The following is a 23,534-nucleotide window of genomic DNA, read 5'->3' on the forward strand; positions in this document are numbered from 1 at the left end:
GTTAGAAAGCTGAGGAAGAAATCAAACTCTTCGAGTTGCAGATTTCTGAATCGTGACGCAGTGGTTGATTGGAACTACTCATGTTTGCAACATTCGTACTTCCTAATCAACTGTGCGGGGGAAAAACTACGAAATCAAACTCTTCGAGTTACTGATTTCTGTTTTTCTCCCTATTTCAATTCAAACTTCAATTCAGCTGTTGGACGTACGAGTCCACGTTCGTGAAGGGTTTCTGCGATTTGGACTGAGTTCCAAGCAGCTCCTTTAAGGAGGTTATCTGAAACAACCCACATGTGGATTCCTTTTTCAGCATCCAAGTCTCTACGAATCCGTCCAACGAAGGTATCACGTGAACCTACAGCATTGACTGCTTGAGGATAGATTTGGTGAGCAACATCATCTTCAAGGACTGCACCTGGAAATTCTGCAATAGCAGCTTTCACTTCGTCAATTGGTGCCACTTCTTTTGTTTCAATGTAGACTGACTCTGAGTGAGCTGACAAGACTGGAATCCGCACACAAGTTGCTGAAACAGCAATGCTATCGTCTTCCATAATTTTCTTAGTCTCGTTTGTCATCTTCATTTCTTCGTATGTGTAGTCATTATCTGTGAAGACATCAATTTGTGGAAGAGCGTTGAAGGCGATTGGATAGTGTTTCTTATCTCCACCTGAAGGTAAGATTTCTGCTTTAACATCACGTGGATTAACTCCATCATTTAAGACTTCTTTCAACTCACGTTGGGTTTCAAGAATAGCTCCCATACCAGCACCTGAAACAGCTTGGTAAGTAGACACGATGATACGGTCCAAGCCCCATTTTTGACGAACTGGCTCAAGAGCTACCATCATTTGAATGGTTGAACAGTTTGGACAAGAGATGATTCCGTTGTGAGCATCAAGAGCATGGGCATTCACTTCAGGAACAACCAATGGGACATCCGGATTTTGACGGAAATAAGAAGTGTTATCAACCACTACTGCGCCTGCTTTTACCGCATAAGGTGCATATTTGGCAGATGTTGAACCACCAGCTGAGAAGAGAGCAATATCAACCCCTTCAAAAGCATCTTCAGTCGTTTCCTCGATGGTCACGTCTTGCCCTTTAAATTGCAAGACTTTTCCTGCAGAACGTGCTGACGCAAGGTAGCGAATTTTATCGATTGGAAGAGTAGATTCTTCCAACATTTTGATCATTTGAGCACCAACGGCACCTGTAGCACCGACAACAGCAACTGTGTATCCCATAGTAAATCCTCTTTCAAAATTTTCTAAAAATTGAGTATTTGTACCATTATACAATTTTTTGGCATAAATGAAAAGTACCAACAGTAGGAAAAAATCCCGATTCTAAGACCAGGATTGTTGATGGTTATTTATCATAAATAGCTCGTTAGTTCAGGTCATAGTTCAAGTCACTTAAATCTTTCTTACCTTGTGTTTCTTCAGCAAGAAATGGAACTTGATGGATCCCCTTTACACCTGCTACGATAGACGCCGGAAATGAAACAATTTCTTGATTGATGTGGCTGACATTACTGTTAACAATTCGCTTCGCTGCAGCAAGATCTTCATTTTCGTCAGCAATTTCCTTTTGCAAGGCCAAGAATTGGTTAGAAGACAAGAGCTCTGGATAGTTTTCACCGACTGCACGAATTTGTGCCAAGACATCATTTTGATTGGTAATGACTTGGTTGGATTCTTGAATAGTCGCTCCTTGGCGTAAAGCAACTAAATCAGTAAAAATCTCTTGCTCGTGTTTGGCATAGGCTTTGGCTACTTTTAGCATTTCCGAAATGGTATCATAGCGTTTTACGAGAACGATATCAACCGTTCTCTTTGATTCTTCGATGGTTACTAGATAACGATTGAGGCGATTTCCTACACTAATAAACCAAATGGCCAATAGGGCAAGAAATAATAGGATGATTCCAATAATGAGATTCATGATGCTTCTCCTTCAAAAATTGCTGTTATTTCCTTAATTAAAGCTAGTTCTTTGCATAATTTATGATATTCAGATACCAAAGATAGTTGATTAATATCTTCCGGTTTTTGGGGCGTCGGAAAGATATAGCGATCGGTATACAAAGAAATAAATAGTTTCTTGTCTTTCAAAAATACACACATGACATTTTGAGAAATTTGTCGATCAAACCATTCCAACATCTTAGGGGTGAGAAATTTACGGGCAGACAGTTCATCCGTGCAGTAAATATTGTAATTCTCGTTATTGCGAATATCCTCGGTTTCAATCTGAACTTCATCTCCTCTGGCTCCAGGATAAACCCCATTCACCTCCCTCTTAAAAAGAAAGGATTTCTTGGTTGGCACAACTCGAAGATGACCTGAGAAATTGATCGGTAGATGTAAAGAGAACACTTGTCCAAGGAAATCTGTAACTTCCACATGTTCCGTCCTCGTATGACCATTAGATGTCCGGTAACGAGTCTCCGTATGATGGGCATAGAGATTTGACACTGTCAGCTCTTTGTCATCATGAAATGATAGCTCTTTGAAACATAGAAAATCAGTCGACCGAGGACATAAATGCGAGAGAGCTTCAGAAGGGATGGAACCGTCCTCTTTGATCGAAGCTCGAGGAAAAACTTCCTTTAATACAGGCGAAAGGATATCATCAAGATAGATCTCATCGTTCGAACGAATTCGATCCCCAAACAAGGCTTTTCGTTTTTTATATTGTGGCCAATAATACAAACCAACAACTAAAAGGATCAAAGGAATAGCTGCAAAACGCAATAAAATGAGAGACAGTATGGCGCAAATAATACCAAAGGATCGCAAAACATTCCACTGAAGATTGTTCTTCATCTGTTCTCGGATCAATCCGATGGCATCCTGAAATTGTTTGGAGTTTTCAAGCTCTTCAATTTTCTGCGAATAGTCTGTAGATGCTGAATCATTAGAATGATAGAAATCTCCCAATCAACTCCACTCCTTTCTGACCTAGGCACTTTACTATATTATAACACCAACATAACTTTGTAGCAAATGTATTATAATAGTTTTGGACCTTTGAAGACACAAAAAAATCCTGATCCGAAGACCAGGATTTGAGGCACCTTTCGGTGAGAACAGCCGGTTCACACAACTGTTCAAGGTCCGCTCCTGCGTTACAATTGAATGTAGACCTCCTCAGCGCAAAAGGCTCCTAAGAGCCAATCGACTCATCGCATAAATCTAGTTTACCATGAACATCCACAAACTGTCAAGAAGGTAGGTACTTGCTTCCTTCTCGAATACTCAAAGGAGATAACTGCTCTCGATAGCGGTCGATAAAGGCCCCTACCCAATCCGGATTAACCTTGGAATAATTGCGTAAACTCCAGCCGATTGCCTTATTTATAAAGAACTCGCTTTGACCTAGATTATTGAGGATCACTTTTTCTAACAAATCCGTATCTGTTTTTTCTTTCCTCATAAGCTGGTGATCAATGGCAATCCGCCTCAACCAAAAGTCCTGATCCTTACTCCAATCTAGCATAACCTGCTTGGTTTCTGGATAGTGAAAAGTAATCTCTCCGATGATAAGGTCCAATTGATCTATACTGTCCCACCATGATTTGGTTTGAGCCAATTCCTTTAGCTTTGGAAAATCTTCAGGTCTAAGCTCCTTCTTCTTTTTATCCAGATAATCCATAGCAATATATTGGAACTCACGGTAAGGTTGCTGCCAACACTCTTCCACAAAAGTCCAATCAATTGGATCCTTTATGAAGGGTTTAAAAAACTCTCTTTCAATCTTTTTGAGAATTGGTTTTTGAACGCCAAGAAAGCTGAATTTATTTTTCATATAAGCTTCCATTGCTGAGACTTTCGCTGGATCAGCTTGGTTTTCTAACAATTTCAAAAGAATTTTTGTATCCATATGATTCCTCCTTTTTTACATCAAAGGTCCAATCAAAGAAAAGAGAAAGCCACCTAGACGATGAGCCATAGGCATTTTTGACAAACTTTCCAGAGTAACTTCCTCTGAGAGGGCTTGGGTTTTCTCAAAATCTTGTTCAATCTTAAGTACTTCGAGATTTTTGTAGATATACACCCCGTTTTCAAAATTTTGATAGAGACTTCGATAGTCTGTATTAATGGTTCCTACCACAGCTTGTTGGCTATCAGAAACATAAATTTTAGCATGGACAAAGCCTGGGGTATAACGGAAAATACGGACGCCAGCATCTAAGAGGGCTTTAAAATAGGTCGTCGCAATATCAAAGGCATACTGTTTATCTGGAATCCCTGGCATAATGATCCGAACATCTACTCCTCGTTTGGCCGCAAAAGTCATAGCTCTAACCAATTCGTCATCCAATATCAGATACGGCGTCATGATGTGAACATAATCGGTCGATGTATTCAGTAAATGAAGATAAACATCCTCAGCCACCTTATGATAAGTCAACGGTGAATTGCCATAAGGGAGTACAAAGCCCTGACTCTTTCTTTGTTGAGGTTTTTCTTGTAGATAGTACTCCACATCCCTTTTATCCTCTATTCCAGTCACTGTCCACATGGTCAAAAAGAGAGCTTTTAGCGTTTGAACTGCTGAACCATCTAATCGAAGGGCTGTGTCCTTCCAATGACCAAAGCGTTCTCGTTTATTGACATACTCATCAGCAATATTAACGCCACCAGTGTAAGCAACTTGACCATCAATCACTGTAATCTTTCGATGGTCTCGGTAATTGTAATAGGTTGATAGAATGGGCTTGACTGGTGAGAAGGTCTGAGCTTTTATCCCAACCTTGTGCAAGCGCTCAATATAATCATAGGACAAGGTAGTCATCTCATTCATTCCATCAAACATGACACGAACGTCCAGACCTGCCTTGGCCTTCTCCTCCAAAATAGCTAAAATCTCACCCCACATGATCCCTTCGTCAATGATGAAATATTCCATGAAGATATAACGCTCGGCCTTTTTCAAATCCTCCAACAAGGCTGGAAGCATGTCATCTCCAAGTGGAAAATAGGTAACCTCTGTGTCTCTGTAGATAGGAAACTGTGCTGGACTATGCTCCAAAAAATAAGCTAATTTCTGTAATTGGCGATCACTTTGGGATAAATAATCAGCAACTTCTGGATCGGTGCTTAAATGGTCGGATGCCTGCACTGTAGCATCCTCAAGCCGCTTCTTCAAGCGTCTCACACCCAAATCAGCTAACGAAAAGTAAAGCAGAGCCGTCCCAAAAATTGGAAAGAGGGCAATGATAATTATCCAGGACAGTTTGGAACGAGAATCCATGGAACGATTGAGCAAGTAAAAGAAGGTAAAGACACTCAACAAGTGTTCCCATAAGATAATGGATGGGAAATGCTCTTGTAGGCTGAGATATGAAAAGACAAGAAAGGCCAATTCCAGTAAGAAGAACAGGAGAATGGGAACCTTTCGGTTAAGTAGAATTTTGGTCCATCTGGAGGGCTTTTGAGGTAACAGTCTAGCACTTTGTTCTTGAGTCATAAAAACCTCTTTCATATAAAAACATCTTCTATGCTGAATAATTTATGGATTGTTTCAAGTGATATGGAGTTTTCATTTCATTTAGCTACTACTCCTTAACAGCTCTTACTTGATTTTTCTCACCGGCCCTTCGATCGTCTTTTGCATCCAGACGATATCATGCCATTTGTTAAACTTATAGCCAATCTTTGGGAAATGAGCCACTTGGACATAGCCCCGCTTTTCATGCATGGAAATGCTCGCTTCGTTCGGGACTGCGATACAGGCCAGAAAGCGTAAGTAGCCTCGTGCTTGTAGCTCTTCTTCTAAGGCCGTATAAAGGGCCGATCCAATCCCTTGTCCACGCGCTTCTTTTGCTACATAAATAGATAATTCAGTGGTCCAATCATAGGCAGCGCGTGCATAATAGGTCGAGGCATAGGCATACCCCACAACTTTCCCATCCACTTCTGCGACCAAATAAGGAAATTGGGTCAGCGTTTTTGCGATGCGGCTTTCAAATTCCTGGACAGTCGGCACATCAACCTCAAAGGTAATGGCTGTCTCTGTCACATAAGGTTGGTAAATCGCTCGGATAGCTGCTGCATCGCTGAGCTGAACGGGTCGAATCATCATGGTGGCCTCCTAATTAGATTATAGCTAGTATACCGATAAGCCTTCTCACTGTCAATGAAGGACCAGTAGCAAGCAAAAAATCCTGGAATTGTATCCAGGATTTCCATCCTTCTTAAACCGTTTGACTTAACCCCATCATCCGGTAAAGGAATAAAGCACTCGGAGCCTTCAAAAAGCTCTTTTGCTTAGAATTTGTTGCTTTTAAGACATAGTTAGGTTTGACTGTTTTAGTAACTGTCTTTGCTTGTTTAAGATTCAGACCGGTTTGTTTTTTAGACGGTTGAACTTTCGAAGGTTGAAGGGAAGCCTTCACTGCGCTTGCTTGAAGGGGTTTTTCTTTCACCTTCAAGGCTTGTCCAATTGGTTTTGAAGCAGGAGCAGATAGTCCTGCTTGAGCTGAATGAGAGAGTTGACTCATGGTTTGATTGTTTCTGACTTCGACATGGTTTAGGATACCTCCATTTGGATTGAGGTGATCAGTCACACCTGTATCAAATGGCGCTACAAATACATTGTCCTCAATGGTGACATTTTTAATATCTCCATAGCGCGTTTCAACATCAATCGATCCACGATGCTTGTTGTAGATATCGCTCTTCGTCCCTGTACGCTCCAAGAGATTGTGGTGAACCCGAATCCCTTCTTCATTCAAATCAAAGTTATGGCCTTTAAAGACAGTCGTCAAGCGAATTCCGGCATCCCCGATATTGTCTTTAATCCGATTGTAGGCGATCTCATGGCCTTTCCCACCAAAGATTCCCACACCTCCAGCGCGCCAACCGAGTTCAATCGTATTGTGCAAGAATTTATTATTTTCTGCTACTGCTGATTCTGTTCCATCCGCAATACTTGACCAGCTGGCAAGTCCGTCATCTCCATTCCCACGGATACTAGAATTGCGGACAATCGAATTCTTAGTCCCTTGGGCAAAGTTGACTCCGTCAGCTAAATTGTTTCGCAAACGGACATTTTCAACTACTAGACCATCTGTGTACTTCATATCGTTTTTGCCAGCATAATCGCCAATCCACATGCCGACTTCAAAGTGTTCGGCCCAAATATCATGAATATGAGAATTCTTCCCTGGCGTTCCAGAAATGGCCTTGTACTGAGCATTTTCACCATAGCGTGAACGAAGGTTAGAGGACAGATAGACTTCGCTAAATTCAACATGGTTGTCTTGGTGAAGGAAGTCAAAACCACCGCCACCAGCTTGGTCACTAGTGAAATGCAGTTGGGTATGCCAGATACCGGCCCCTGAAATCTTCATATCGGAAGCATCGATACCGACTTTTCGATTGAGATTAAATCGCCCAGCTGGGATATAGACATTCTTTCCGGTTTGTTTGGCTTCATAAATCGCATCATAGAGGGCCTGGCTATCATCGGTATCATCATTTGGTGTAGCTCCTTTTGAAACAATATTGATAGCATTGTCCCCTTGAGCAATAGGGTCTGGAGCTTGCTCGAATTCCACAAAGTCAAGGCCGTAATGGACGTCGTCTGACCTGTTTTTCACTAGTGAAACCACATCTCCTTTTTGAAGTTGAATGTCTGGAAGGAGGCTATGCACTTCATCAAATTGGAAGCGGGCACGTGTATCTGCCTGTGCACTATCGTGTACACCTTTGTCATTCAAGTACTGCCAGTTTGATGAGGACGAAAGATCCAATTGTTGAACACTATGACCATTCACCTGTACATCGAGTTGTCCACTTGCGCCATCTGGTACCGTGTAGCGTACGGTTAAAGCATTGGCTGGTTCATTGACCTTAAAGGAAACACCATCTCCCTTTTCTTTTAAAGCGACATAAGTCTGATCAGAAGCTTCAATAGCTGTTGAGTGACTGTCTTGAGACTGCTCTACCTCTGCCTTTCCAAGGAGGTTTCCTTTGTCTGCTTCATAACGGGTGTAAGGCATAGATGCTCCATATTGGCTGGTATCTACTTGAGAGCTTGCGGGATCCGAAGTTGTCGCTTCTTGCCCTTGTGTTTGGACTTGTGCTTGCTCTCCAACTTGATCAGCTGCCACAGATTGTCCAGTCAAAAAACAAGCCCCCATGATCGCAATCACGACAGAAAAGACTCCAAGCTTAGACTTGCGAATGCCAAAAACGATATCTTTGTTTAAATGATTCATCACACATTTCTCCTTTTATTTTTTACAACGATTCTATCCTAATAAAAATTATCATGACAAACAAGGTGAATTGTGTGAATATTCTGTATCAATTTGTTGCAGAAATGTTAACCTTTTTATGTAGTAATAAAAGTGAGTAAGAAAAAAGAGGATGAGAATGCTTTCTCAAACCTCTTTTGATGACACGCGCTTATTCCGCTTTTTTATTTGAAAATTGGCTATTGTAGAGCTCATAGTAGAACCCTTTGTCTGCTAACAAGGATTGGTGATTTCCTTGCTCGATGATTTGGCCATCTTTGAGGACAAGGATTTTATCTGCTTCTTGAATGGTAGACAGGCGGTGAGCAATGACAAAGCTAGTCCGGCCTTTCATCAAATTCTTCATCGCTTTTTGAATCAAGAGCTCTAAACGCGTATCGACAGAAGACGTCGCTTCATCCAAAATCAAGATTTTAGGATCAGCCAGGAGCGCACGCGCAATGGTTAGGAGTTGCTTTTGACCTAGAGAAATATTGCTAGACTCCTGGTTCATTTCCATATTGTAACCACCAGGAAGCGTCCGGATAAAGTGATCGACATTGGCTGCCTTTGCGGCTTCAACAATTTCTTCATCCGTTGCTTCGAGATTACCAAAGCGAAGGTTTTCTTTGATAGTTCCCTCATACAACCAAGCATCCTGCAACACCATTCCAAATTGTTTGCGGTAATCTTGGCGAGATAGATGACGAATATCATGTCCATCCACCGTAATCGATCCCGCAGTCACATCGTAAAAGCGCATCAACAAATTAATCAAGGTTGTTTTTCCTGCTCCGGTCGGTCCGACAATGGCCACCATTTCACCTGGTTTGACTTCTAAGTTGAAATCACGAATCAAGGGTTTGTCTGCTACATATTGGAAATCCACGTTTTTAAAGCTGACTTGCCCTGTCAAATCTCCAGAGAGAGTTTCTGTCACATCTGCTACTTCATCTGGTTCATCCATGACTTGGAAAATCCGATCTAGAGACGACTTAGCACTTTGTAGCTGCCCTGCCAATTGGGTTAAGTTTTGAATCGGTTGGTTGATCTGCCAAACATATTGAACAAAGGCCTGCATATTCCCGACAGTCAAACGACCTGCTATCACTTGCAAGCCACCAAACAAAGCGATAATGAGATAAGTCAAATCTGAAATCCCATTTAAAATCGGCATCATTAAGCCGGAAATGAAATTAGCCTTGAATCCTACCTTTTGAAGGTGATGGGTAATATCATGAAACTCTTCCTGGGAAGATTTTTCCCGGACATAGAGCTTAAGGACATTAAAACCTGTTAAATTTTCTTGCACAAAGCCGTTCATTGCTCCCAAAACATCGGCCTGCTCTTTAAAGTAAGGCTGAGATTTTTTCATGATAAATCGAGCACTGAAATAAGTGATCGGAATGGACAAGATGACTACTAGCCCCAGCTGGATGTTTAAGTATAAGACCATGCTGATGACAAAGAGCAAGGTAAAGATGGCGTTAACGATTTGTAAGAAGGACTGTTGCAAGGCGTTCGAGACGGTTTCGACATCGCTAGTAAAACGTCCTAGTAAATCTCCAAACTGATGCCGGTCAAAATAAGAAACGGGAATGTGGTTGATTTTATGAGACAAATCATTTCGCATGTCCTGAACGGTCTTTTGAACAGCATTGGTCATGAAATAGTTGGAATAATAAGATCCCAACTCATAGAGGACCCCACGGAATAGATAGAGCGTCATAATGATCGCGATATAGGATGTATTAAGACCAGCCCCTGGAAGGCCTTTTGCCATATCCATGAGATTTTTTGTCAACTCCGTAATGGCAAGTCCCAAAACAAAGGGTTCGACAACACTCATGACGACACTCAGGATTTTTAAGAAAATGGACAAGCAAACTTCCAAGCGATAGGCTCTCAAGTAAGTCCATAGTCTACTAAAACTGTTTTGTTCTTGTTTCATCTGCTTCTCCTTTCTATTCCTCTGTCAATGATGGACTATCGAGCTGCGAATTAGCGATCTCACGATAGATCTCATTACTTTCCATCAATTCATCGTGGGTTCCTCTACCAACGATCTCTCCATGGTCCAAGACAATAATTTGATCCGCATCCATAATGGTTCCCACACGTTGCGCTACAATCAAGACAGTCGCATCTCCTGTGACTTCTTTGAGACGCTTCCGTAAAGTGGCATCCGTCTTGTAGTCCAAGGCAGAGAAGGAATCATCAAAAATAAAGACATCTGGATCTTTGACAACAGCACGAGCAATGGACAAGCGTTGTTTTTGACCACCTGAAAGGTTGCTTCCACCTTCTGCCAAATGCGTATCAAAGCCTTCCTCGCGACTGTCAATAAATTCCTTAGCTTGGGAAATATCTGCTGCTTGTTCTAGCTCTTGTACAGATGCGTCTTCTTTCCCATAACGAAGGTTTTCAGCAATGGTTCCAGTAAAGAGTAAGGCCTTTTGCGGAATAAAACCGATCTTTTGGCGAAGGGCCTTGAGATTGTAGTCACGTACATCCACGCCGTCGACCAAAATCTTTCCAAGTGTTACATCATAGAATCGAGGAATCAACTGCACAAGTGAAGATTTCCCAGAACCTGTCGATCCGATAAAGGCGATTGTTTCGCCAGGTTTGGCCTGAAAGGAAATGTTGTGAAGAACTGGACTCTCCGTCTCACCTGGATAAGCAAAGGTGACATTGTCAAATTCCAAATAGCCACGAGATGCTGTCTCTGTTACACCATTCTCATTCGGATCAATCGAAATGGGCATGTCCATGATTTCCTTGAGACGACGGCTAGAAACCGCAGTACGAGGATACATGGTAAAGAGATTGGCTAAAAAGAGGAAAGACAAGAGCGCGTGGAAGCTATACTCAATAAAAGCAACCAGATCCCCAATTTTCAAACTACCGTCATGAAGAGGATCCAAAGCAAACCAGACAATCGCCACAATCATAGCAATAATGATCTGCACAAATAAGGGCTCTGTCAAACCAGTTAGTTTGAACAATTTATTCGAGTTTTCTGCGTAGACTTCATTTTCAGCCGCAAATTTCTCTTCCTGGAATTCTTCACGGGCAAAGGCACGAATCACACGAAGTCCTGTCAAATTTTCACGCGCAAACTGGTTAAGATGGTCGAGTGTCTTTTGTTGCTTCTCGGAAAGTGGACGTGTCTTGACTGCTACATACCAGACGACGACAGCAAGAAATGGTACAGAAACCGCTACAATCCACGCTAAAGAAGGACTGGTTGTCAGAATCAAGAGAACACTGGAAACCATCATCAAGGGTGTGATGACCCCCATCTTCAACATAGAATCCGCAAACTGCATCAAAACAAAGGCATCCGAAGTCAAGCGAGTGACCAATGACGATACCCCAATTTGCTCATACTCGCGATGCGAGTACTCCTGTAACTTGGCATAGAGGTCATTTCGCATATCGCGCACCATGGTGGTCGTTAGTTGACCAACCGCGTAAGACAAGATAATCCGTCCCACAATCCCAAGTAAAATAATCGCAAACATGACCCAGCCCCAGAAATACAGCCGGTCCACATCACGCGGGTTAATCCCCTCATCAATCATGCGAGCTAGAATCGTTGGCAATCCCAAATTGACAATAACAAACAGGACCGCCGAAAATAGATTCAGGGCTAGCCACTTGGGATACTTTTTCAAGTAAGACCAAATATAAAGCATAGATGATTCTCCTTTTCCATAAATAATAACCTTGATCACACAGAAAAGAGGGAGCGAGACGAAATCATTTTCAAAGAAAATCATTCCTGCCCCAGTCCCATCTGTAGTCTCATTCATTATACCAAACCAGTCATAAAAGTAAAGCAAAAGAGCAGGTTTCCCCGCTCTTCAGTCGCTTTATTTTGTGCGTTTAAGTTTAGCGTTTTTAAGAATCATAAGATCCCCTTGGTTGCTATTACTTAACTTAGAAAGATCAAATGTCAAATAGTCACCATCGACCTTATATGTAATCTTTTCTCCACTACCATCATTTGACGAGATTGTTTTCTCTTTTTGATTGATTTTGACATCATAAGATCGCTCATTCTTTTGACCAGCGACTTCACCCGCGATGCTGAGGGTTCCTTTAGAATCTTTGATCTTAATAGAAACTTCAAAATTAATAACGTCTCCAATAGACTCTAATTGACTACCTGATAAGCCCTGCTCTTCAAGAATCTTCTTGAGTTCAGTTTTTGTTGGTTTGTAGACATAAGTCCCGTTATCACTTTTGGCACCACATGCCACCAAGAGGACTGCTGCAAAAACTGCAACAAAAGCTAAAAGAATCCGTTTAATATTTTTCATAATCAATCTCCTAATGTATTTTATAATCAGATTTTACCACTATTTTAATACCGATTCAAGATGTTTTAAAGAAGAAAAAGAGCAGATACTCTCTGCCCTTCTCTTGTATTATTTTGTACGTTTGAATTTAGCGTTTTTGAACATTTCCAAAGCGGCTTCATGACCTGAACTCTTTTCACCAGATAAATCAAAAGTGAACACATCGCCTGAAACTTTGTATTTAACCTTTTCACCTTCACCTGTTTTAGATTGAAGAGTTTTCTTTTGTTGGTCAACTTTCATATCAAATGATTGGTCTGTTTTTTGTCCCATCATTTCACCTTTAATTTTAAGGCTACCTGTTTTATCTTTAATGGTCACTGAAACTTCCAATTTAACATTGTCGATCAATGCATCTACACTTGAACTTGGAGCACCTTGTTCTTCAAGGATTTCCTTCACTTCAGTTTTTGATGGTTTGTAGACATAAGTCCCGTTATCACTTTTGGCACCACATGCCACCAAGAGGACTGCTGCAAAAACAGCTACTACAGCCAAAAGAATACGTTTAAAGTTTTTCATAACTTCTCCTTTTTAGTTAGATTCACCCTATTATATCAACAATTCAGACACACGGCAATGAAAGTTTATAAATGTCATATTCTTGTAATATTTCTTGTATCAACAAAGAAATAGAATAAGGCGGAATTTAAATCCCGCCATGATTGCTTATTTAACTTTTTTGAACTTAGCAATTTTCATGTAGTTATTAAACATGTCTGTGTCACCCATCAAAGAATTCTTCACATCCTTAATCGTTAACACATTTCCTGAAACTTGATAAGTAATTTCCGCTTTCCCATACTCATTTTCTGAGACAAGAGTTTTAGCTTTTTGGTCTACTTCCAAATCAATCACTTGATTTACATTTTGACCACCTGCATTGGTGTCTACTTTCATCTCACCTTTCTTATCATTGATTGTAATCGAAATAGTGAATGAGTAATTATCACCTATCAAAGATTGAAATTCACTTGGCATAATATCTTTGATCTCATCCTTAGTAGGCTCAAACACGTAAGTCCCATTATCGCTTTTAGCGCCACAAGCTACCAAAAGGACAGCTGCAAAGACAGCTACAACAGCTAACAAAAGACGTTTAAAATTTTTCATCATCTTCTCCTTTATGATATGATTTATAGCCATTATAGCAACAAATTAGCAACATCTCAAGGGAATATAGCAAATGTAAAATCATTGTAACATCATTAAAACTGCACTATTTAGTAGGTTTAGAGAAAATAAAGAGAGCTACACATGTTAGCTTTATAAAAGCCCTCTATTCACATTCTATCATCATTATTTTCAACGACAAAAAAACCGAGGTCTAAACCTCGGTTTTCATTTTGATTGGAAACTCTATTATTTAAGAGTAATAATTTGCAAATCCTATTTTCTCCCAGTATTAGTGGGTTAATTCCTCAATTTTCAACTCTGGCAGGAATTTGGTAGGTAAATTGATAATCCAAGATTATCTAAACTGCTTGTAATCTCTTCTGAAATTGTTGAATCACCTGAATAATACCAATGACTATATGTATTCAACGTGGTTGACTTATCAGCATGTCCTAATCGATATGAAACATATAAAGTATCCTTATGTAACACATTTATAAGATAAGATGCATGACTATGTCTTAATCCTTTCCCCGTAATTTCTGGTACACCAGTAATCTTAGCATGCCTTTTTATTATCCTAGAAATTGTAGACTTACACAAGGGGGCACCAAAACGTGATATTACATAATCTTTATCATTATTCTTGATTTGAACTTCTCGCCATTTTTTAAGTATTGTAATCGTAAAATCATCTAAATCAATTTTACGATTCCCTGCTACTGTCTTTGTTTGTTGTTTAGCATACCATACACCGTTTTTATCTTTCTCAATCGTCGAATGAACATGAATCCATTTACGTTTAAAATCAATATCTTCCCATTTAAGAGCAATACCCTCACTAACTCTTAAACCAGTCATAAAATATAACCAGATCGTCATGTAATTATGGAGTCCCTCATACTCACTAATATCAAAAGAGTTTATTACCTTCTTAAATTCATCAAATGTCCAAAATTTTGTATCAGGGTGCTTTCCTCTAGGATTATCTAATCCTTTAAAAGGAACTCTATCAATATAACCCAATCTTTCTGCATAGCCCAGACATGCTTTAAATCTAGACCACATATTTTTAGCATAGTTACTAGAATACTTGTCTATAATAGCTAAGCGAAATCTTTCACAGTCAATAGTACTAATATCTGATAATTTTTTACTACCAAATTGCTTAATAAATAACTGATGATGTGGTAAAGCGGTTTGATAAGTTACAAATTGAACTTTTTGTTGATAATATTTTAAATAAATCTCTTCCATAAACTCTCTAAAAGTTAGAAAACTATTATTAATAGTAGAGTTCACAAATTCATGTTTTAAACGAAGTATCTCTTCATATGCTTCCTTAAAAGAATTAAACGGTAGTCCCTGTTGATTTTTCCTTCCTTTCTTTTGAATTCTTTTCCCAGTTATTGGATCAACTCCTAATTCAATTTGAAAATAAATTTTTCCTTTTGAATCTTTGTATACACCTTTATATTTCTTTGTCTTTGATATAACCATTTTTCTCACCTTCTATATCTGAAAAAGAAATACCAATTAAATTTTCTACAATATTTTTAGGAGCAATGCCTAACCTTTTATTATCGAAAGGTGAACATCCTAATTGTACCGCATTCTTATCATTTTTTCTAGCTTCTTCAAACTTTTTTACCGCAATCTTTTTTGCTTGTCTAATAATATTTCTCGATGTGTGCTCTGGAAAACCAATCGCAACTAAATCTTTATAGTTTACTGTTTCCATGATTTTACTACTTCCTTTCTTAGATTTTTTCACCTCCATGGCATGACTGATGAAGTCATCATAAGAATTTCACTTGCTGCTCTTTTACGGTGGCAGCCTGAACGGTCAGAAGTATCATTGTATATCATTTGTATCATGGCATATAAAGTATCGCTCTATTTTATTGATGGTTTTAATATCGCTCTTATCATGGCGAGCCATTCAAAACTGCTCCACAAATGAGGAAAGTACCATTTTGGACTATTCAATTGTCAATGTGCTTTCTTAACCTAATACTTTTTGGAGTAATGGTCTTCTTTATTATCCACTCGACCTACAAGGTAATCTAAACTTACATTATAAAAATCTGCAAGTTTGATAAGGTCATCTATAGAGATTAATCTGGTACCTGATTCCATTTTAGAATATGCTGATCTTGTACAATTTAAGATTGTTTTTGCAACATACTCTTGTGTCAAATCAGTATCCTCGCGTAAATCTCTAATCCTTTTCAACATCTAATGTCTCCTAAAATAAGTATAGTATAGTTGATTTCTTATTTTATGAAATGTGACAAATTGGCACACGAAAGTCTTTTATACATACTTATTAGGAAAGTATTTACTCTATATGTATCTCTTTTTCCTTGTTAGATTTCATATTTTGTTTTTTCTTATATTTCTTTATTGTTTTATTAAACATTTCAAATAAATTTATTGCTTCTCTGTGTTGTTCCTTCAGTGTTTCAATCTTTCCTTTATATATGCATAAATCCTTCTCTATTGTATCTACTGAACTTTTACCTTGAATACTATTTTCTAAATTGCTAGAACTATTTGTCGTATTATTCAACAATACTTCCTCTAAATTAGTTAAATCATCAATTTTATTTTGGACTTGTTCAATCATATTCTCTAGATATGATATTTGGGCAATGAAATCATTTGTTATATCTTCAAAATCATTCGAACTATTTTCCGCAGATATAAGAAAATCTAATTGTTCTATTTTTTCTTTAATTTTGCTAAGAGAAATTCTTCTATACATATACTGCGTTTCATACTGAAGATTAAATTGTCTAATCAAAGTTTTACCTTTCATAAAGCGATTTTTTTCTGCTGAATCTTTATGATATACATAGTAAGAACTAGTTTCTCTGAGAAATACTTTAACTTTTTCTTCTTCCATAGTGATTTGAATATTTGGTACAAAAATAAGTCCTTCTTGTCGGATACCAAACTGTACCTTAATGTAAATTCCATCGTCTACTACTTCTTCTATTTGATTAAGATTCAACTCTACTTCAAACTCATGAACAGCATCCCTATTTCTCTTGAAATCTTGATAGGATTTCCATACCACCTCTTCTGTCGGCAACTTTTTTTCTTTAATTAGCTTTTCTTCATTGTAAAGCTCAACTAAATTGTTATTATCTAAGACAAAAGTTTCATTTTTGTTATTAAAATAGTCTTGAAAATAACTAACACTATACTGATTCGATTTTACCAATTCCTGCTCTGAAAGCTTAATCCCATCAAACTCAAATAGTACATGTTTTGCTTTCGGAATTATTTTTAAGCCAAAAAATTCTGCTTGTTGAATCAATTCATTCATATTCTTCATTTTTGGAAGCAAAAATTCTAAGATGTTTATGATTTCCCTTTGAACAAACTTTTTCTTAAAATATGTTTCATTATAAGGTTGTTTTCTATTCAATTTATTATCACGTACGACTTGTTTCATATTTGAATCAGTCATAAAAAAAGTAACATGCTTGTGTCTAAAATCAATTTTTAAATGTAAAGCTTTTGCTTTTTTCTTGAAATCTTCAAAATTTTTCGAGTTCTCGATTAGAAAATATACTCGTTGTTTTATTTCATATTTGTAATTTGTTTTGCGATAAACTTCATACTGATGATGAGAATAACGATTTTCTATAATTTTTGCGCCTACAATTTTTGAAAGACGATCTGAAACCATTCTTAGATTACGTTCTGCTTTATAATCCCATAGAAATTTTTTATCAGAATTCTGATCAATTGAATTTAGGATGATATGATTGTGGATATGATCTTTATCGACATGAGTTGCTACAATAAAACGAAATCTACCTGCTGTCAACTCTTTAGCTGTCTCATAACCAATTCGATTGATTTGTTCAGGAGTGAGATGGTCATCTGGAGAAAAGGACTGAATGATGTGATGAGAATGAATTTTTCGTTGATTTACTTCATGCCTATCATGACGAAATTCATAAAGAGTATCATTACTTAAAAAATTATCATTGTACATCTTCACTAGTTCTTTATAACTAGGAAAATCTAAATAATTTCTTATACCAAAATCTGAAACTAGTGTTAGATTTTTTGTTTTACTTGGATTCAAAATATATTTGATTAGTTTACTACGATAATTTTTTCCATGAATCGCAAAGTGTTTAGTGATGACCATAAAATTTCCTCAATTTTTCAGATCGAATAAGAAAATCTTTCTCCACTTCTACTATTAACTCTTCTATACCTTTTCTCAACTCATTTAATTCAACTTCCGTTATTAAATTCGAATAATTTATGCTTCTAGCTATTTGATTAATATTATTTCCGATTCGTTTTAATTCAAAAATCAAATCTTGATAACTATTTGTATCAATGGTGATAAAATTTATACCAGGATCTAGTAGAGTTCGTCTAGCATATTCTGAGAATGATAAGCAGTTACTTTTTGAGATATTTTCATTTAATTTGACTAATTCTAGGTCAGATAAAAAGACTTTTTTTAAATTTGTTCTATATCGGTGCTCCACTCTACTACCTCATGTATTTGTTACGAAAATCTTCACTAAGAGAACCTGTTTTTTCTACCTCTTTAATTAATTCCTGAATACAAGTTAACAAAATAGAAACATGTTCGTGAGTAACCTGATGATTTGTTTTAGCAATTATGAATACTTCATGAACATCACGGCTAATTTGTTCCAACTTTTGTTTTTTCCAAAGGTTGAACCATTTTTCTATCTGTTTTTGTCCATTAGACAATAGTAAGCTTTTACGGAGAAAATCAGAAAAATTATCCTCTCCTTTCTCTCTCATTAAATCTAGTATTTGTTTTTCTTCCGTTTCTGTTAAGCGAAATTGTTTCCGAATACTACGTATATCTCTTTTCATATGATTTTTCCTCCTTCATTGATACCTGTACTGACAATGTAAGCTTACAGACACTGTCAGTACGTTTTACAAAATAGATTCAACATTTTTGTAAGGCTTTGCGAGCTCAGATATTGTGTCCACAATATCCCAAATATCATATCGCCTGCCATTTCAAACCTCACGGTTCAAAAAAACAAACGATATGACAATGTGGTGGCACGCCCCCAAACCCCCAAGATAAATCTAAATTAAAAAAAAGTATAACAAATACTTTTTGATAAAATTATCACAGAAAAAGAGCCCTGTCGGACTCTTACAAATTAAAACAATGTCTCTGATATTCATACTGTCTAATGCCACTACTGTCTTTGTTCATCTTGATAGAAAAAACAAAGTAATGATCACGACCGTCTAAAGATTTGCTTTTATTAAGTTTAAAATAATGTTTTTGAGACATAGCCATTGTGCGTAAAATGTCATCAGTGATAAATGTTAATGGTATATCTAAAGCTGAATACTTGTAAAAATCTGATTCAAACCGTAAATAAGAATCCGAAAAATAATCTAGTTGCAATTTATCATCATATAATTCTTTCCGATTCATCTAGACTCTCTCCTTCTATCTGAATATCGAGTATATCTTCCCATTTTAATCGTAGAAAACCAGTGTCTGTTTTAATAGATATAGACTCTTTTCTAATTTCTTTTACAATACCTGATACTACTTTTCTTCTATTTGAATGCTTAAAAACAAAAGTTGCAGGGAATACATTCGTATAAAGTTGACGAACAAATAGAACTTTCTCTTCCATTGATAGGGAAATGGAGATATCATCTTTATTTTTTTCTTCCCAAAGAGAACTTGAATGCTCTGACAAAAAGAATCCCATCCACTTAGCCATTCCACGATCTTGATACTCTCTTGCAGACAAAAAAGGTAAATAAGAACGATTTATCATTTTAGCCCATCTAATCCTCCAGCTGAATGTCCTCCGATGAGTTTACTCCTTGCAATTGTTCTAGAAGCCTGGTCTAGGGCATTTCCTTTCAATAATGAAGTAAAACCAAATTCTGTTCGAATAGCATCGATTGCGGACTGGAGCCTTTCTTCTTTTTCTATTTTCTCAATATCATCAAACAATGAAATCAATCCAAAAGATCCGTCTACTAAACCTGAATAGTTAACTGCAACATTTCTGATAGCACCTGAAGTATATTTAGTATGAAATAACTTTAAAACGTAGTTTGTCAGTTGTGCTGTTTGATTGGTCGGCTCAATCTTCATTTGAGTATGAATAGATCTCTTCTGTTCCACTTTAGAATACCCTAAGTGTATAGAAACGACTGTTGCTTTTTTACCTGCTCTTCTCAATCTAACCGCAACTTGTTCTGCCATTTCACGAAGTATAATTTCAATATCTCTTTGCTTTACATAATCTCTAGGTAAAACTTGCGAGTTCCCTATCCCTTTTGACTTCGGCTTATATGGTTTATGAACATTGCTTTCGTCAATCCCATTGGCATGAAACCATAACTCTAGACCCATAATGCCAAGCTCTTTTTTTATCAAGTCTGGATTAGCCTGTGCCAATTCTTTAATCGAAAAGATACTTAGATTATGTAATCTCTTCTCCATTCGATTTCCAATTCCCCAGAAATCTGTCATTTTAGGAATAGTCCATACTTTCTTTTCAACATCTTCATAGGACCAATTGGCTCTCATTGTCGGAGTTCTTTTAGCTTCATTATCAAGTGCCAACTTAGCTAATAAGGGATTGGCATTAGACATACCTACCGTTGAATAGATTCCTGTTTTTCTCCAGATCTTTTTTTGCATTGCAGCTGAAATGATATCTAACTTATCTTTCCGTCCAATACTTTTATCTGACACAAAATAATTTAATGAACTGGTTAAATCAATAAATCCTTCATCAATTGAATAGGGATAAATATCGTCTGGTGCCGCAAAATCTTGAAAGATTTTTTGAATATCCATATTGACTTCAATATAAGTATCCATTCTCGGAGGAACAATCACAGTTGATTTTGCCCATTCCTCAATATAACGGACATAATCTATCGTTGTCGGTAAGCCTTGTTTTCTAGCATTATAGTAAGAAAATTTTCGAGTCTTTATATCAAATGGTAAATCATAGGAACGTCCAACATTTGATTTCCCAAATACCTTTTTAAACATAGGAGAGGAAGCAAGGATTAAACCAGCAGAATTATCTGCACGGCTCATAACACAAAGCGAAGTCTTAAGTGGGTGTAATCCTCTATCTACACATTCTACACTTGCGTAAAAAGATTTCATATCAATAAAGGCAATGTCACTTTTAGGTTCGAGACTATAATCAAACCAACTCATACTTAGTCCTCTAAAGGCATAAAGTTCCCAACGATTTTCCCTATAATGCGAGGATTCTCATCATATGGCGCAAACTTATCTGAATAGTTCCGATTGAGTGAAACTAAACGAAGCCCATTTTCTTCACGATAAACTTTCTTTATATAAGTTTGACCATCCCAATCTATCGCATAAATAGCTCCGTCATAATCAAATCCTGTTTGCTTAATAAGAGCAACTGAACCATTTTCATATGTCGGTTCCATTGAATTACCAAACACCCATGATGCAAAGTCATAATCAAATTGATGATTGAAGTAAACTGTATCGTAATTACCATCATCAAAATAAGTTGTTCCTGTACCAGCTGATAATTTTTCATAGACCTTATAAGCAAATCGTTCAGAAACTTCTAAAACTTTGAAGTTTTGATTGTTCAGCAGTTCTTTAGCATAATGAAGTGTTGCTTCTTGATTCCTTTCCGTTAGTTTGAGATAGGTTTCTACTATTTCATACTCTGATTCAAAATATCGAGGGTCTACATTCAAAATCTCACTCAATTTGCTTAGATTATTTTGATTCGGTTTTGTTTTACCTGATTCCCAATTAAAGTACGAAGCTCTACTAATTCCCAAACTGGATGCAAGTTGAGATTGAGATAATCCTTGACTTTCTCTTTTTTCTTTTAATTTAGTAGGTGAAAACATTTGTTCTCCTTTTGTAAGTTTATTAACTAACAAAAGGATACCATAGCTTGTTGAAAAAATCAAGAGTTTAATAACCCCCAAGATTTAAAATAATCATAAACTGTGCTTAATTTGTACTTACATTGTTAGGAAACCATCACTTAAGAAAGTTATAACTTTTGAAAAAGATAAAGAACCAGAAAAAATAGAAAATAAAAAAAGGATCGTTATTTTTTTAATGACGATCCAATAGACTATATTTTAAAACTCATGATCTAACAACCATTTCGATTAGTTAAATCTTTCAATCTTTCTTCTCCTAATTTAAGCATATTCTTCTCTACTTGATTCCATTCTCCAAATAGTAAGTCTTGAAGAATATCTGCTGCTGGAGCTGTATTTTCTTTTGAATCATATACACAACTTCTATCTCGTTGATAAATTTGAATTCTTTCAAAGATAGCTAGTTCTTCCAATTGTCGTGTTTTATCAACTAGATGATTTACAATGAAATCATGATGTTCTTTTGGAGTTGCGCGTGCTTGATTTGGATTGATAGCGTACAATTCTTCGTATCGGATAAGGGTGTTCAGATAGGACAATTCGGGCTTTGTTGCGATTATGACTAATTGTACTTCATATCCCTTACTTTTCAAGTGTTGTGCTGTTTCCTTTGGAACATCAATTGTTCGTAAAGTTCCCTCGATCAAAAGATTGTATCCCAAATGACTCAATTCGGTTACTAAAGACTCTACCATTTTCCCTGCAAAATCTTTGGTGTATTCAACACTATCTTTGCCATATTCTTGCTGCAGTTCTAAATAGTGTGGATGCTGATAACGAAAACTATCGCCATCTATGATAACAATATTTCCTTGAAATTCTTTCTGTTTAATACGATGAATTGTAGTCTTACCGGCACCACTTTGCCCTCCAAGCAAAATCGCTATAGGGTGTTTACTGGGCTTTTTTCCTCTTGTCAGTGAGCGAATGTTTCGCGCTAGAGCATGTTTGAATTCACTATCAATATAATCTTGGATTCCCACTAGGCCACCATCCGTTTTTCAGATATCTCTAACATACGTTCAATTCCATCCAAATAGCCGCTATATCTCTCTATTTCATCAAAAGTTTCAACTAGATAGATATTCGTATGAATCAAATCAGAAAGATCATCACTCATTAAAATCCAAGGATTAGATTCATCATCAATGCTAATTCCCTGACTATCTTGATAACGATAGAGTCGATATAATAGATTAGCACCTCTTTCTTTCACAATTTCAATTTTTAAAGTCAATTCATAATCTTCAACAGGATTGAGCATTTTATCTTCTCCTACAATATCGACATAAGATACATTAAACTTCTGACAAATGATGTCTATTAGTTCCGTAGAGACTGAACTCGTTCCATTTTCATAACGACTAAGACTATTTCGTGAAATACCTACAATCCGTGCAAATTCGGTTTGTGTTAAGTCATGTGTTTTACGTAAGGATTTTATGTTCTTTCCAATCATGGCAAACTCCTTTATTTTTATAATTCAATTATAGCATAAAAAAGAATAATGCACCAAATTTGGTGCATTATTGACTATTTTTCCTAAATCTCTCTAAATTCTTCTCCAATTGTTCCTTATGAAGTTGATTCTTAGCTTCCTTTAATGTGTCGTCCAAAGTTTCTTCTCTATAAGTTGCTTCTGTTTTTAGTTGTTCTGATCCTTGATCTGGAGTGAAAATGATATCTAGCAGTCGGTCTATTTTTTCAAGATCTTGGACAGACATATCAGATAGTCTATGAATCAGCTTTTTAAATACATCACTATTGTCGTGATTTTTCTTAAAAAGTTTTGTAAACATCTATAACCTCTCAAAAAAAGCAGCCTATCAGGACTG

Annotated in this window: 25 protein-coding genes; all 25 read right to left on the minus strand. The window is 37.1% G+C overall.

What is annotated here, in order from left to right; all coding sequences use genetic code 11:
* Positions 1-170: 170 nt before the first annotated feature.
* Positions 171-1,247 (minus strand): aspartate-semialdehyde dehydrogenase, encoded by a 1,077-nt coding sequence (locus WKT08_RS00455; RefSeq protein WP_036757608.1) that lies wholly within the window; start codon positions 1,245-1,247, stop codon positions 171-173.
* A gap of 145 nt (positions 1,248-1,392) precedes the next feature.
* Positions 1,393-1,947, minus strand: coding sequence for a LemA family protein (locus tag WKT08_RS00460; RefSeq protein WP_150906131.1), 555 nt, complete (start codon positions 1,945-1,947; stop codon positions 1,393-1,395).
* Entirely contained in the window at positions 1,944-2,945 is a 1,002-nt protein-coding gene (locus WKT08_RS00465) for a DUF3137 domain-containing protein (RefSeq protein ID WP_340279500.1), read from the minus strand. Before WKT08_RS00465 ends, WKT08_RS00460 begins: the two co-directional genes overlap by 4 nt.
* Positions 2,946-3,228: 283 nt before the next feature.
* Positions 3,229-3,888 (minus strand): DNA alkylation repair protein, encoded by a 660-nt coding sequence (locus tag WKT08_RS00470; RefSeq protein ID WP_340279501.1) that lies wholly within the window; start codon positions 3,886-3,888, stop codon positions 3,229-3,231.
* Between the two features lie 15 nt (positions 3,889-3,903).
* Entirely contained in the window at positions 3,904-5,478 is a 1,575-nt protein-coding gene (gene cls / locus WKT08_RS00475) for a cardiolipin synthase (RefSeq protein WP_041826318.1), read from the minus strand.
* 105 nt (positions 5,479-5,583) lie between these two features.
* Positions 5,584-6,093 (minus strand): GNAT family N-acetyltransferase, encoded by a 510-nt coding sequence (locus WKT08_RS00480; protein ID WP_150906137.1) that lies wholly within the window; start codon positions 6,091-6,093, stop codon positions 5,584-5,586.
* A gap of 112 nt (positions 6,094-6,205) precedes the next feature.
* Positions 6,206-8,233, minus strand: coding sequence for a right-handed parallel beta-helix repeat-containing protein (locus tag WKT08_RS00485; protein WP_340279503.1), 2,028 nt, complete (start codon positions 8,231-8,233; stop codon positions 6,206-6,208).
* 190 nt (positions 8,234-8,423) lie between these two features.
* Positions 8,424-10,202, minus strand: coding sequence for an ABC transporter ATP-binding protein (locus WKT08_RS00490; RefSeq protein WP_201089133.1), 1,779 nt, complete (start codon positions 10,200-10,202; stop codon positions 8,424-8,426).
* 13 nt (positions 10,203-10,215) lie between these two features.
* Positions 10,216-11,952, minus strand: coding sequence for an ABC transporter ATP-binding protein (locus tag WKT08_RS00495; RefSeq protein WP_041826319.1), 1,737 nt, complete (start codon positions 11,950-11,952; stop codon positions 10,216-10,218).
* A gap of 177 nt (positions 11,953-12,129) precedes the next feature.
* Positions 12,130-12,579: a hypothetical protein gene (locus WKT08_RS00500; protein WP_003007430.1), complete on the minus strand. Its 450-nt coding sequence runs from the start codon at positions 12,577-12,579 to the stop codon at positions 12,130-12,132.
* A gap of 108 nt (positions 12,580-12,687) precedes the next feature.
* Positions 12,688-13,140, minus strand: coding sequence for a hypothetical protein (locus tag WKT08_RS00505; RefSeq protein WP_003007432.1), 453 nt, complete (start codon positions 13,138-13,140; stop codon positions 12,688-12,690).
* Between the two features lie 147 nt (positions 13,141-13,287).
* Positions 13,288-13,734, minus strand: a complete 447-nt coding sequence (locus WKT08_RS00510) for a hypothetical protein (RefSeq protein WP_340279504.1) — start codon at positions 13,732-13,734, stop codon at positions 13,288-13,290.
* Between the two features lie 312 nt (positions 13,735-14,046).
* Positions 14,047-15,234: a tyrosine-type recombinase/integrase gene (locus WKT08_RS00515; protein ID WP_340279505.1), complete on the minus strand. Its 1,188-nt coding sequence runs from the start codon at positions 15,232-15,234 to the stop codon at positions 14,047-14,049.
* Positions 15,206-15,475: a DUF3173 family protein gene (locus WKT08_RS00520; RefSeq protein WP_000450956.1), complete on the minus strand. Its 270-nt coding sequence runs from the start codon at positions 15,473-15,475 to the stop codon at positions 15,206-15,208. The genes WKT08_RS00515 and WKT08_RS00520 overlap by 29 nt, the downstream gene beginning before the upstream one ends.
* Before the next feature lie 269 nt (positions 15,476-15,744).
* Positions 15,745-15,972, minus strand: a complete 228-nt coding sequence (locus WKT08_RS00525; protein WP_037606785.1) for a helix-turn-helix domain-containing protein — start codon at positions 15,970-15,972, stop codon at positions 15,745-15,747.
* Between the two features lie 103 nt (positions 15,973-16,075).
* Positions 16,076-17,905, minus strand: coding sequence for an SAG1250 family conjugative relaxase (locus WKT08_RS00530; protein ID WP_340279506.1), 1,830 nt, complete (start codon positions 17,903-17,905; stop codon positions 16,076-16,078).
* Positions 17,892-18,257, minus strand: coding sequence for a MobC family plasmid mobilization relaxosome protein (locus WKT08_RS00535; protein ID WP_037606789.1), 366 nt, complete (start codon positions 18,255-18,257; stop codon positions 17,892-17,894). Before WKT08_RS00535 ends, WKT08_RS00530 begins: the two co-directional genes overlap by 14 nt.
* 4 nt (positions 18,258-18,261) lie before the next feature.
* The gene (locus tag WKT08_RS00540; protein WP_037606791.1) at positions 18,262-18,618 is read right to left on the minus strand and encodes an SAG1252 family conjugative relaxosome accessory protein; all 357 of its coding nucleotides are present in this window, start codon (positions 18,616-18,618) and stop codon (positions 18,262-18,264) included.
* Positions 18,619-18,913: 295 nt separating this feature from the next.
* On the minus strand, positions 18,914-19,204 hold the full coding sequence (locus tag WKT08_RS00545) for a DUF5960 family protein (protein WP_037606793.1): 291 nt from the start codon (positions 19,202-19,204) through the stop codon (positions 18,914-18,916).
* Entirely contained in the window at positions 19,182-19,559 is a 378-nt protein-coding gene (locus WKT08_RS00550) for a hypothetical protein (RefSeq protein WP_037606795.1), read from the minus strand. Before WKT08_RS00550 ends, WKT08_RS00545 begins: the two co-directional genes overlap by 23 nt.
* Positions 19,556-20,971 carry a Y-family DNA polymerase gene (locus WKT08_RS00555; protein WP_075567441.1) on the minus strand — a complete coding sequence of 472 codons (1,416 nt, stop codon included), beginning with the start codon at positions 20,969-20,971 and terminating at the stop codon, positions 19,556-19,558. Before WKT08_RS00555 ends, WKT08_RS00550 begins: the two co-directional genes overlap by 4 nt.
* Positions 20,972-20,973: 2 nt before the next feature.
* On the minus strand, positions 20,974-21,657 hold the full coding sequence (locus tag WKT08_RS00560; RefSeq protein ID WP_340279507.1) for a LexA family transcriptional regulator: 684 nt from the start codon (positions 21,655-21,657) through the stop codon (positions 20,974-20,976).
* A 254-nt stretch (positions 21,658-21,911) separates the two neighbouring features.
* A complete protein-coding gene (gene pezT, locus WKT08_RS00565; RefSeq protein WP_037606801.1) occupies positions 21,912-22,682 on the minus strand; it encodes a type II toxin-antitoxin system toxin PezT in 771 nt (256 codons plus the stop codon).
* Positions 22,682-23,158 (minus strand): type II toxin-antitoxin system antitoxin PezA, encoded by a 477-nt coding sequence (gene pezA, locus WKT08_RS00570; protein WP_340279508.1) that lies wholly within the window; start codon positions 23,156-23,158, stop codon positions 22,682-22,684. Before pezA ends, pezT begins: the two co-directional genes overlap by 1 nt.
* Positions 23,159-23,225: 67 nt before the next feature.
* Positions 23,226-23,498 carry a hypothetical protein gene (locus WKT08_RS00575; RefSeq protein WP_037606804.1) on the minus strand — a complete coding sequence of 91 codons (273 nt, stop codon included), beginning with the start codon at positions 23,496-23,498 and terminating at the stop codon, positions 23,226-23,228.
* Positions 23,499-23,534: the final 36 nt, after the last annotated feature.

Source organism: Streptococcus sp. HCA-5024 (assembly GCF_037890265.1).
Taxonomy (GTDB): domain Bacteria; phylum Bacillota; class Bacilli; order Lactobacillales; family Streptococcaceae; genus Streptococcus; species Streptococcus lingualis.

Excerpts from the sequence above, each read along its gene's own strand:
- WKT08_RS00495 (WP_041826319.1), bottom strand. The coding sequence starts at position 11,952 with ATGCTTTATATTTGGTCTTACTTGAAAAAGTATCCCAAGTGGCTAGCC.
- WKT08_RS00485 (WP_340279503.1), bottom strand. The coding sequence starts at position 8,233 with ATGAATCATTTAAACAAAGATATCGTTTTTGGCATTCGCAAGTCTAAG.
- WKT08_RS00520 (WP_000450956.1), bottom strand. The coding sequence starts at position 15,475 with ATGGAAACAGTAAACTATAAAGATTTAGTTGCGATTGGTTTTCCAGAG.
- WKT08_RS00530 (WP_340279506.1), bottom strand. The coding sequence starts at position 17,905 with ATGGTCATCACTAAACACTTTGCGATTCATGGAAAAAATTATCGTAGT.
- pezA (WP_340279508.1), bottom strand. The coding sequence starts at position 23,158 with ATGATTGGAAAGAACATAAAATCCTTACGTAAAACACATGACTTAACA.
- WKT08_RS00455 (WP_036757608.1), bottom strand. The coding sequence starts at position 1,247 with ATGGGATACACAGTTGCTGTTGTCGGTGCTACAGGTGCCGTTGGTGCT.
- WKT08_RS00470 (WP_340279501.1), bottom strand. The coding sequence starts at position 3,888 with ATGGATACAAAAATTCTTTTGAAATTGTTAGAAAACCAAGCTGATCCA.
- WKT08_RS00555 (WP_075567441.1), bottom strand. The coding sequence starts at position 20,971 with ATGAGTTGGTTTGATTATAGTCTCGAACCTAAAAGTGACATTGCCTTT.
- WKT08_RS00505 (WP_003007432.1), bottom strand. The coding sequence starts at position 13,140 with ATGAAAAACTTTAAACGTATTCTTTTGGCTGTAGTAGCTGTTTTTGCA.
- WKT08_RS00480 (WP_150906137.1), bottom strand. The coding sequence starts at position 6,093 with ATGATGATTCGACCCGTTCAGCTCAGCGATGCAGCAGCTATCCGAGCG.
- WKT08_RS00510 (WP_340279504.1), bottom strand. The coding sequence starts at position 13,734 with ATGATGAAAAATTTTAAACGTCTTTTGTTAGCTGTTGTAGCTGTCTTT.
- WKT08_RS00550 (WP_037606795.1), bottom strand. The coding sequence starts at position 19,559 with ATGATAAATCGTTCTTATTTACCTTTTTTGTCTGCAAGAGAGTATCAA.
- WKT08_RS00525 (WP_037606785.1), bottom strand. The coding sequence starts at position 15,972 with ATGTTGAAAAGGATTAGAGATTTACGCGAGGATACTGATTTGACACAA.
- WKT08_RS00545 (WP_037606793.1), bottom strand. The coding sequence starts at position 19,204 with ATGAATCGGAAAGAATTATATGATGATAAATTGCAACTAGATTATTTT.
- WKT08_RS00490 (WP_201089133.1), bottom strand. The coding sequence starts at position 10,202 with ATGAAACAAGAACAAAACAGTTTTAGTAGACTATGGACTTACTTGAGA.
- WKT08_RS00560 (WP_340279507.1), bottom strand. The coding sequence starts at position 21,657 with ATGTTTTCACCTACTAAATTAAAAGAAAAAAGAGAAAGTCAAGGATTA.
- WKT08_RS00575 (WP_037606804.1), bottom strand. The coding sequence starts at position 23,498 with ATGTTTACAAAACTTTTTAAGAAAAATCACGACAATAGTGATGTATTT.
- WKT08_RS00460 (WP_150906131.1), bottom strand. The coding sequence starts at position 1,947 with ATGAATCTCATTATTGGAATCATCCTATTATTTCTTGCCCTATTGGCC.
- WKT08_RS00515 (WP_340279505.1), bottom strand. The coding sequence starts at position 15,234 with ATGGTTATATCAAAGACAAAGAAATATAAAGGTGTATACAAAGATTCA.
- WKT08_RS00500 (WP_003007430.1), bottom strand. The coding sequence starts at position 12,579 with ATGAAAAATATTAAACGGATTCTTTTAGCTTTTGTTGCAGTTTTTGCA.
- cls (WP_041826318.1), bottom strand. The coding sequence starts at position 5,478 with ATGACTCAAGAACAAAGTGCTAGACTGTTACCTCAAAAGCCCTCCAGA.
- WKT08_RS00540 (WP_037606791.1), bottom strand. The coding sequence starts at position 18,618 with ATGAAAAGAGATATACGTAGTATTCGGAAACAATTTCGCTTAACAGAA.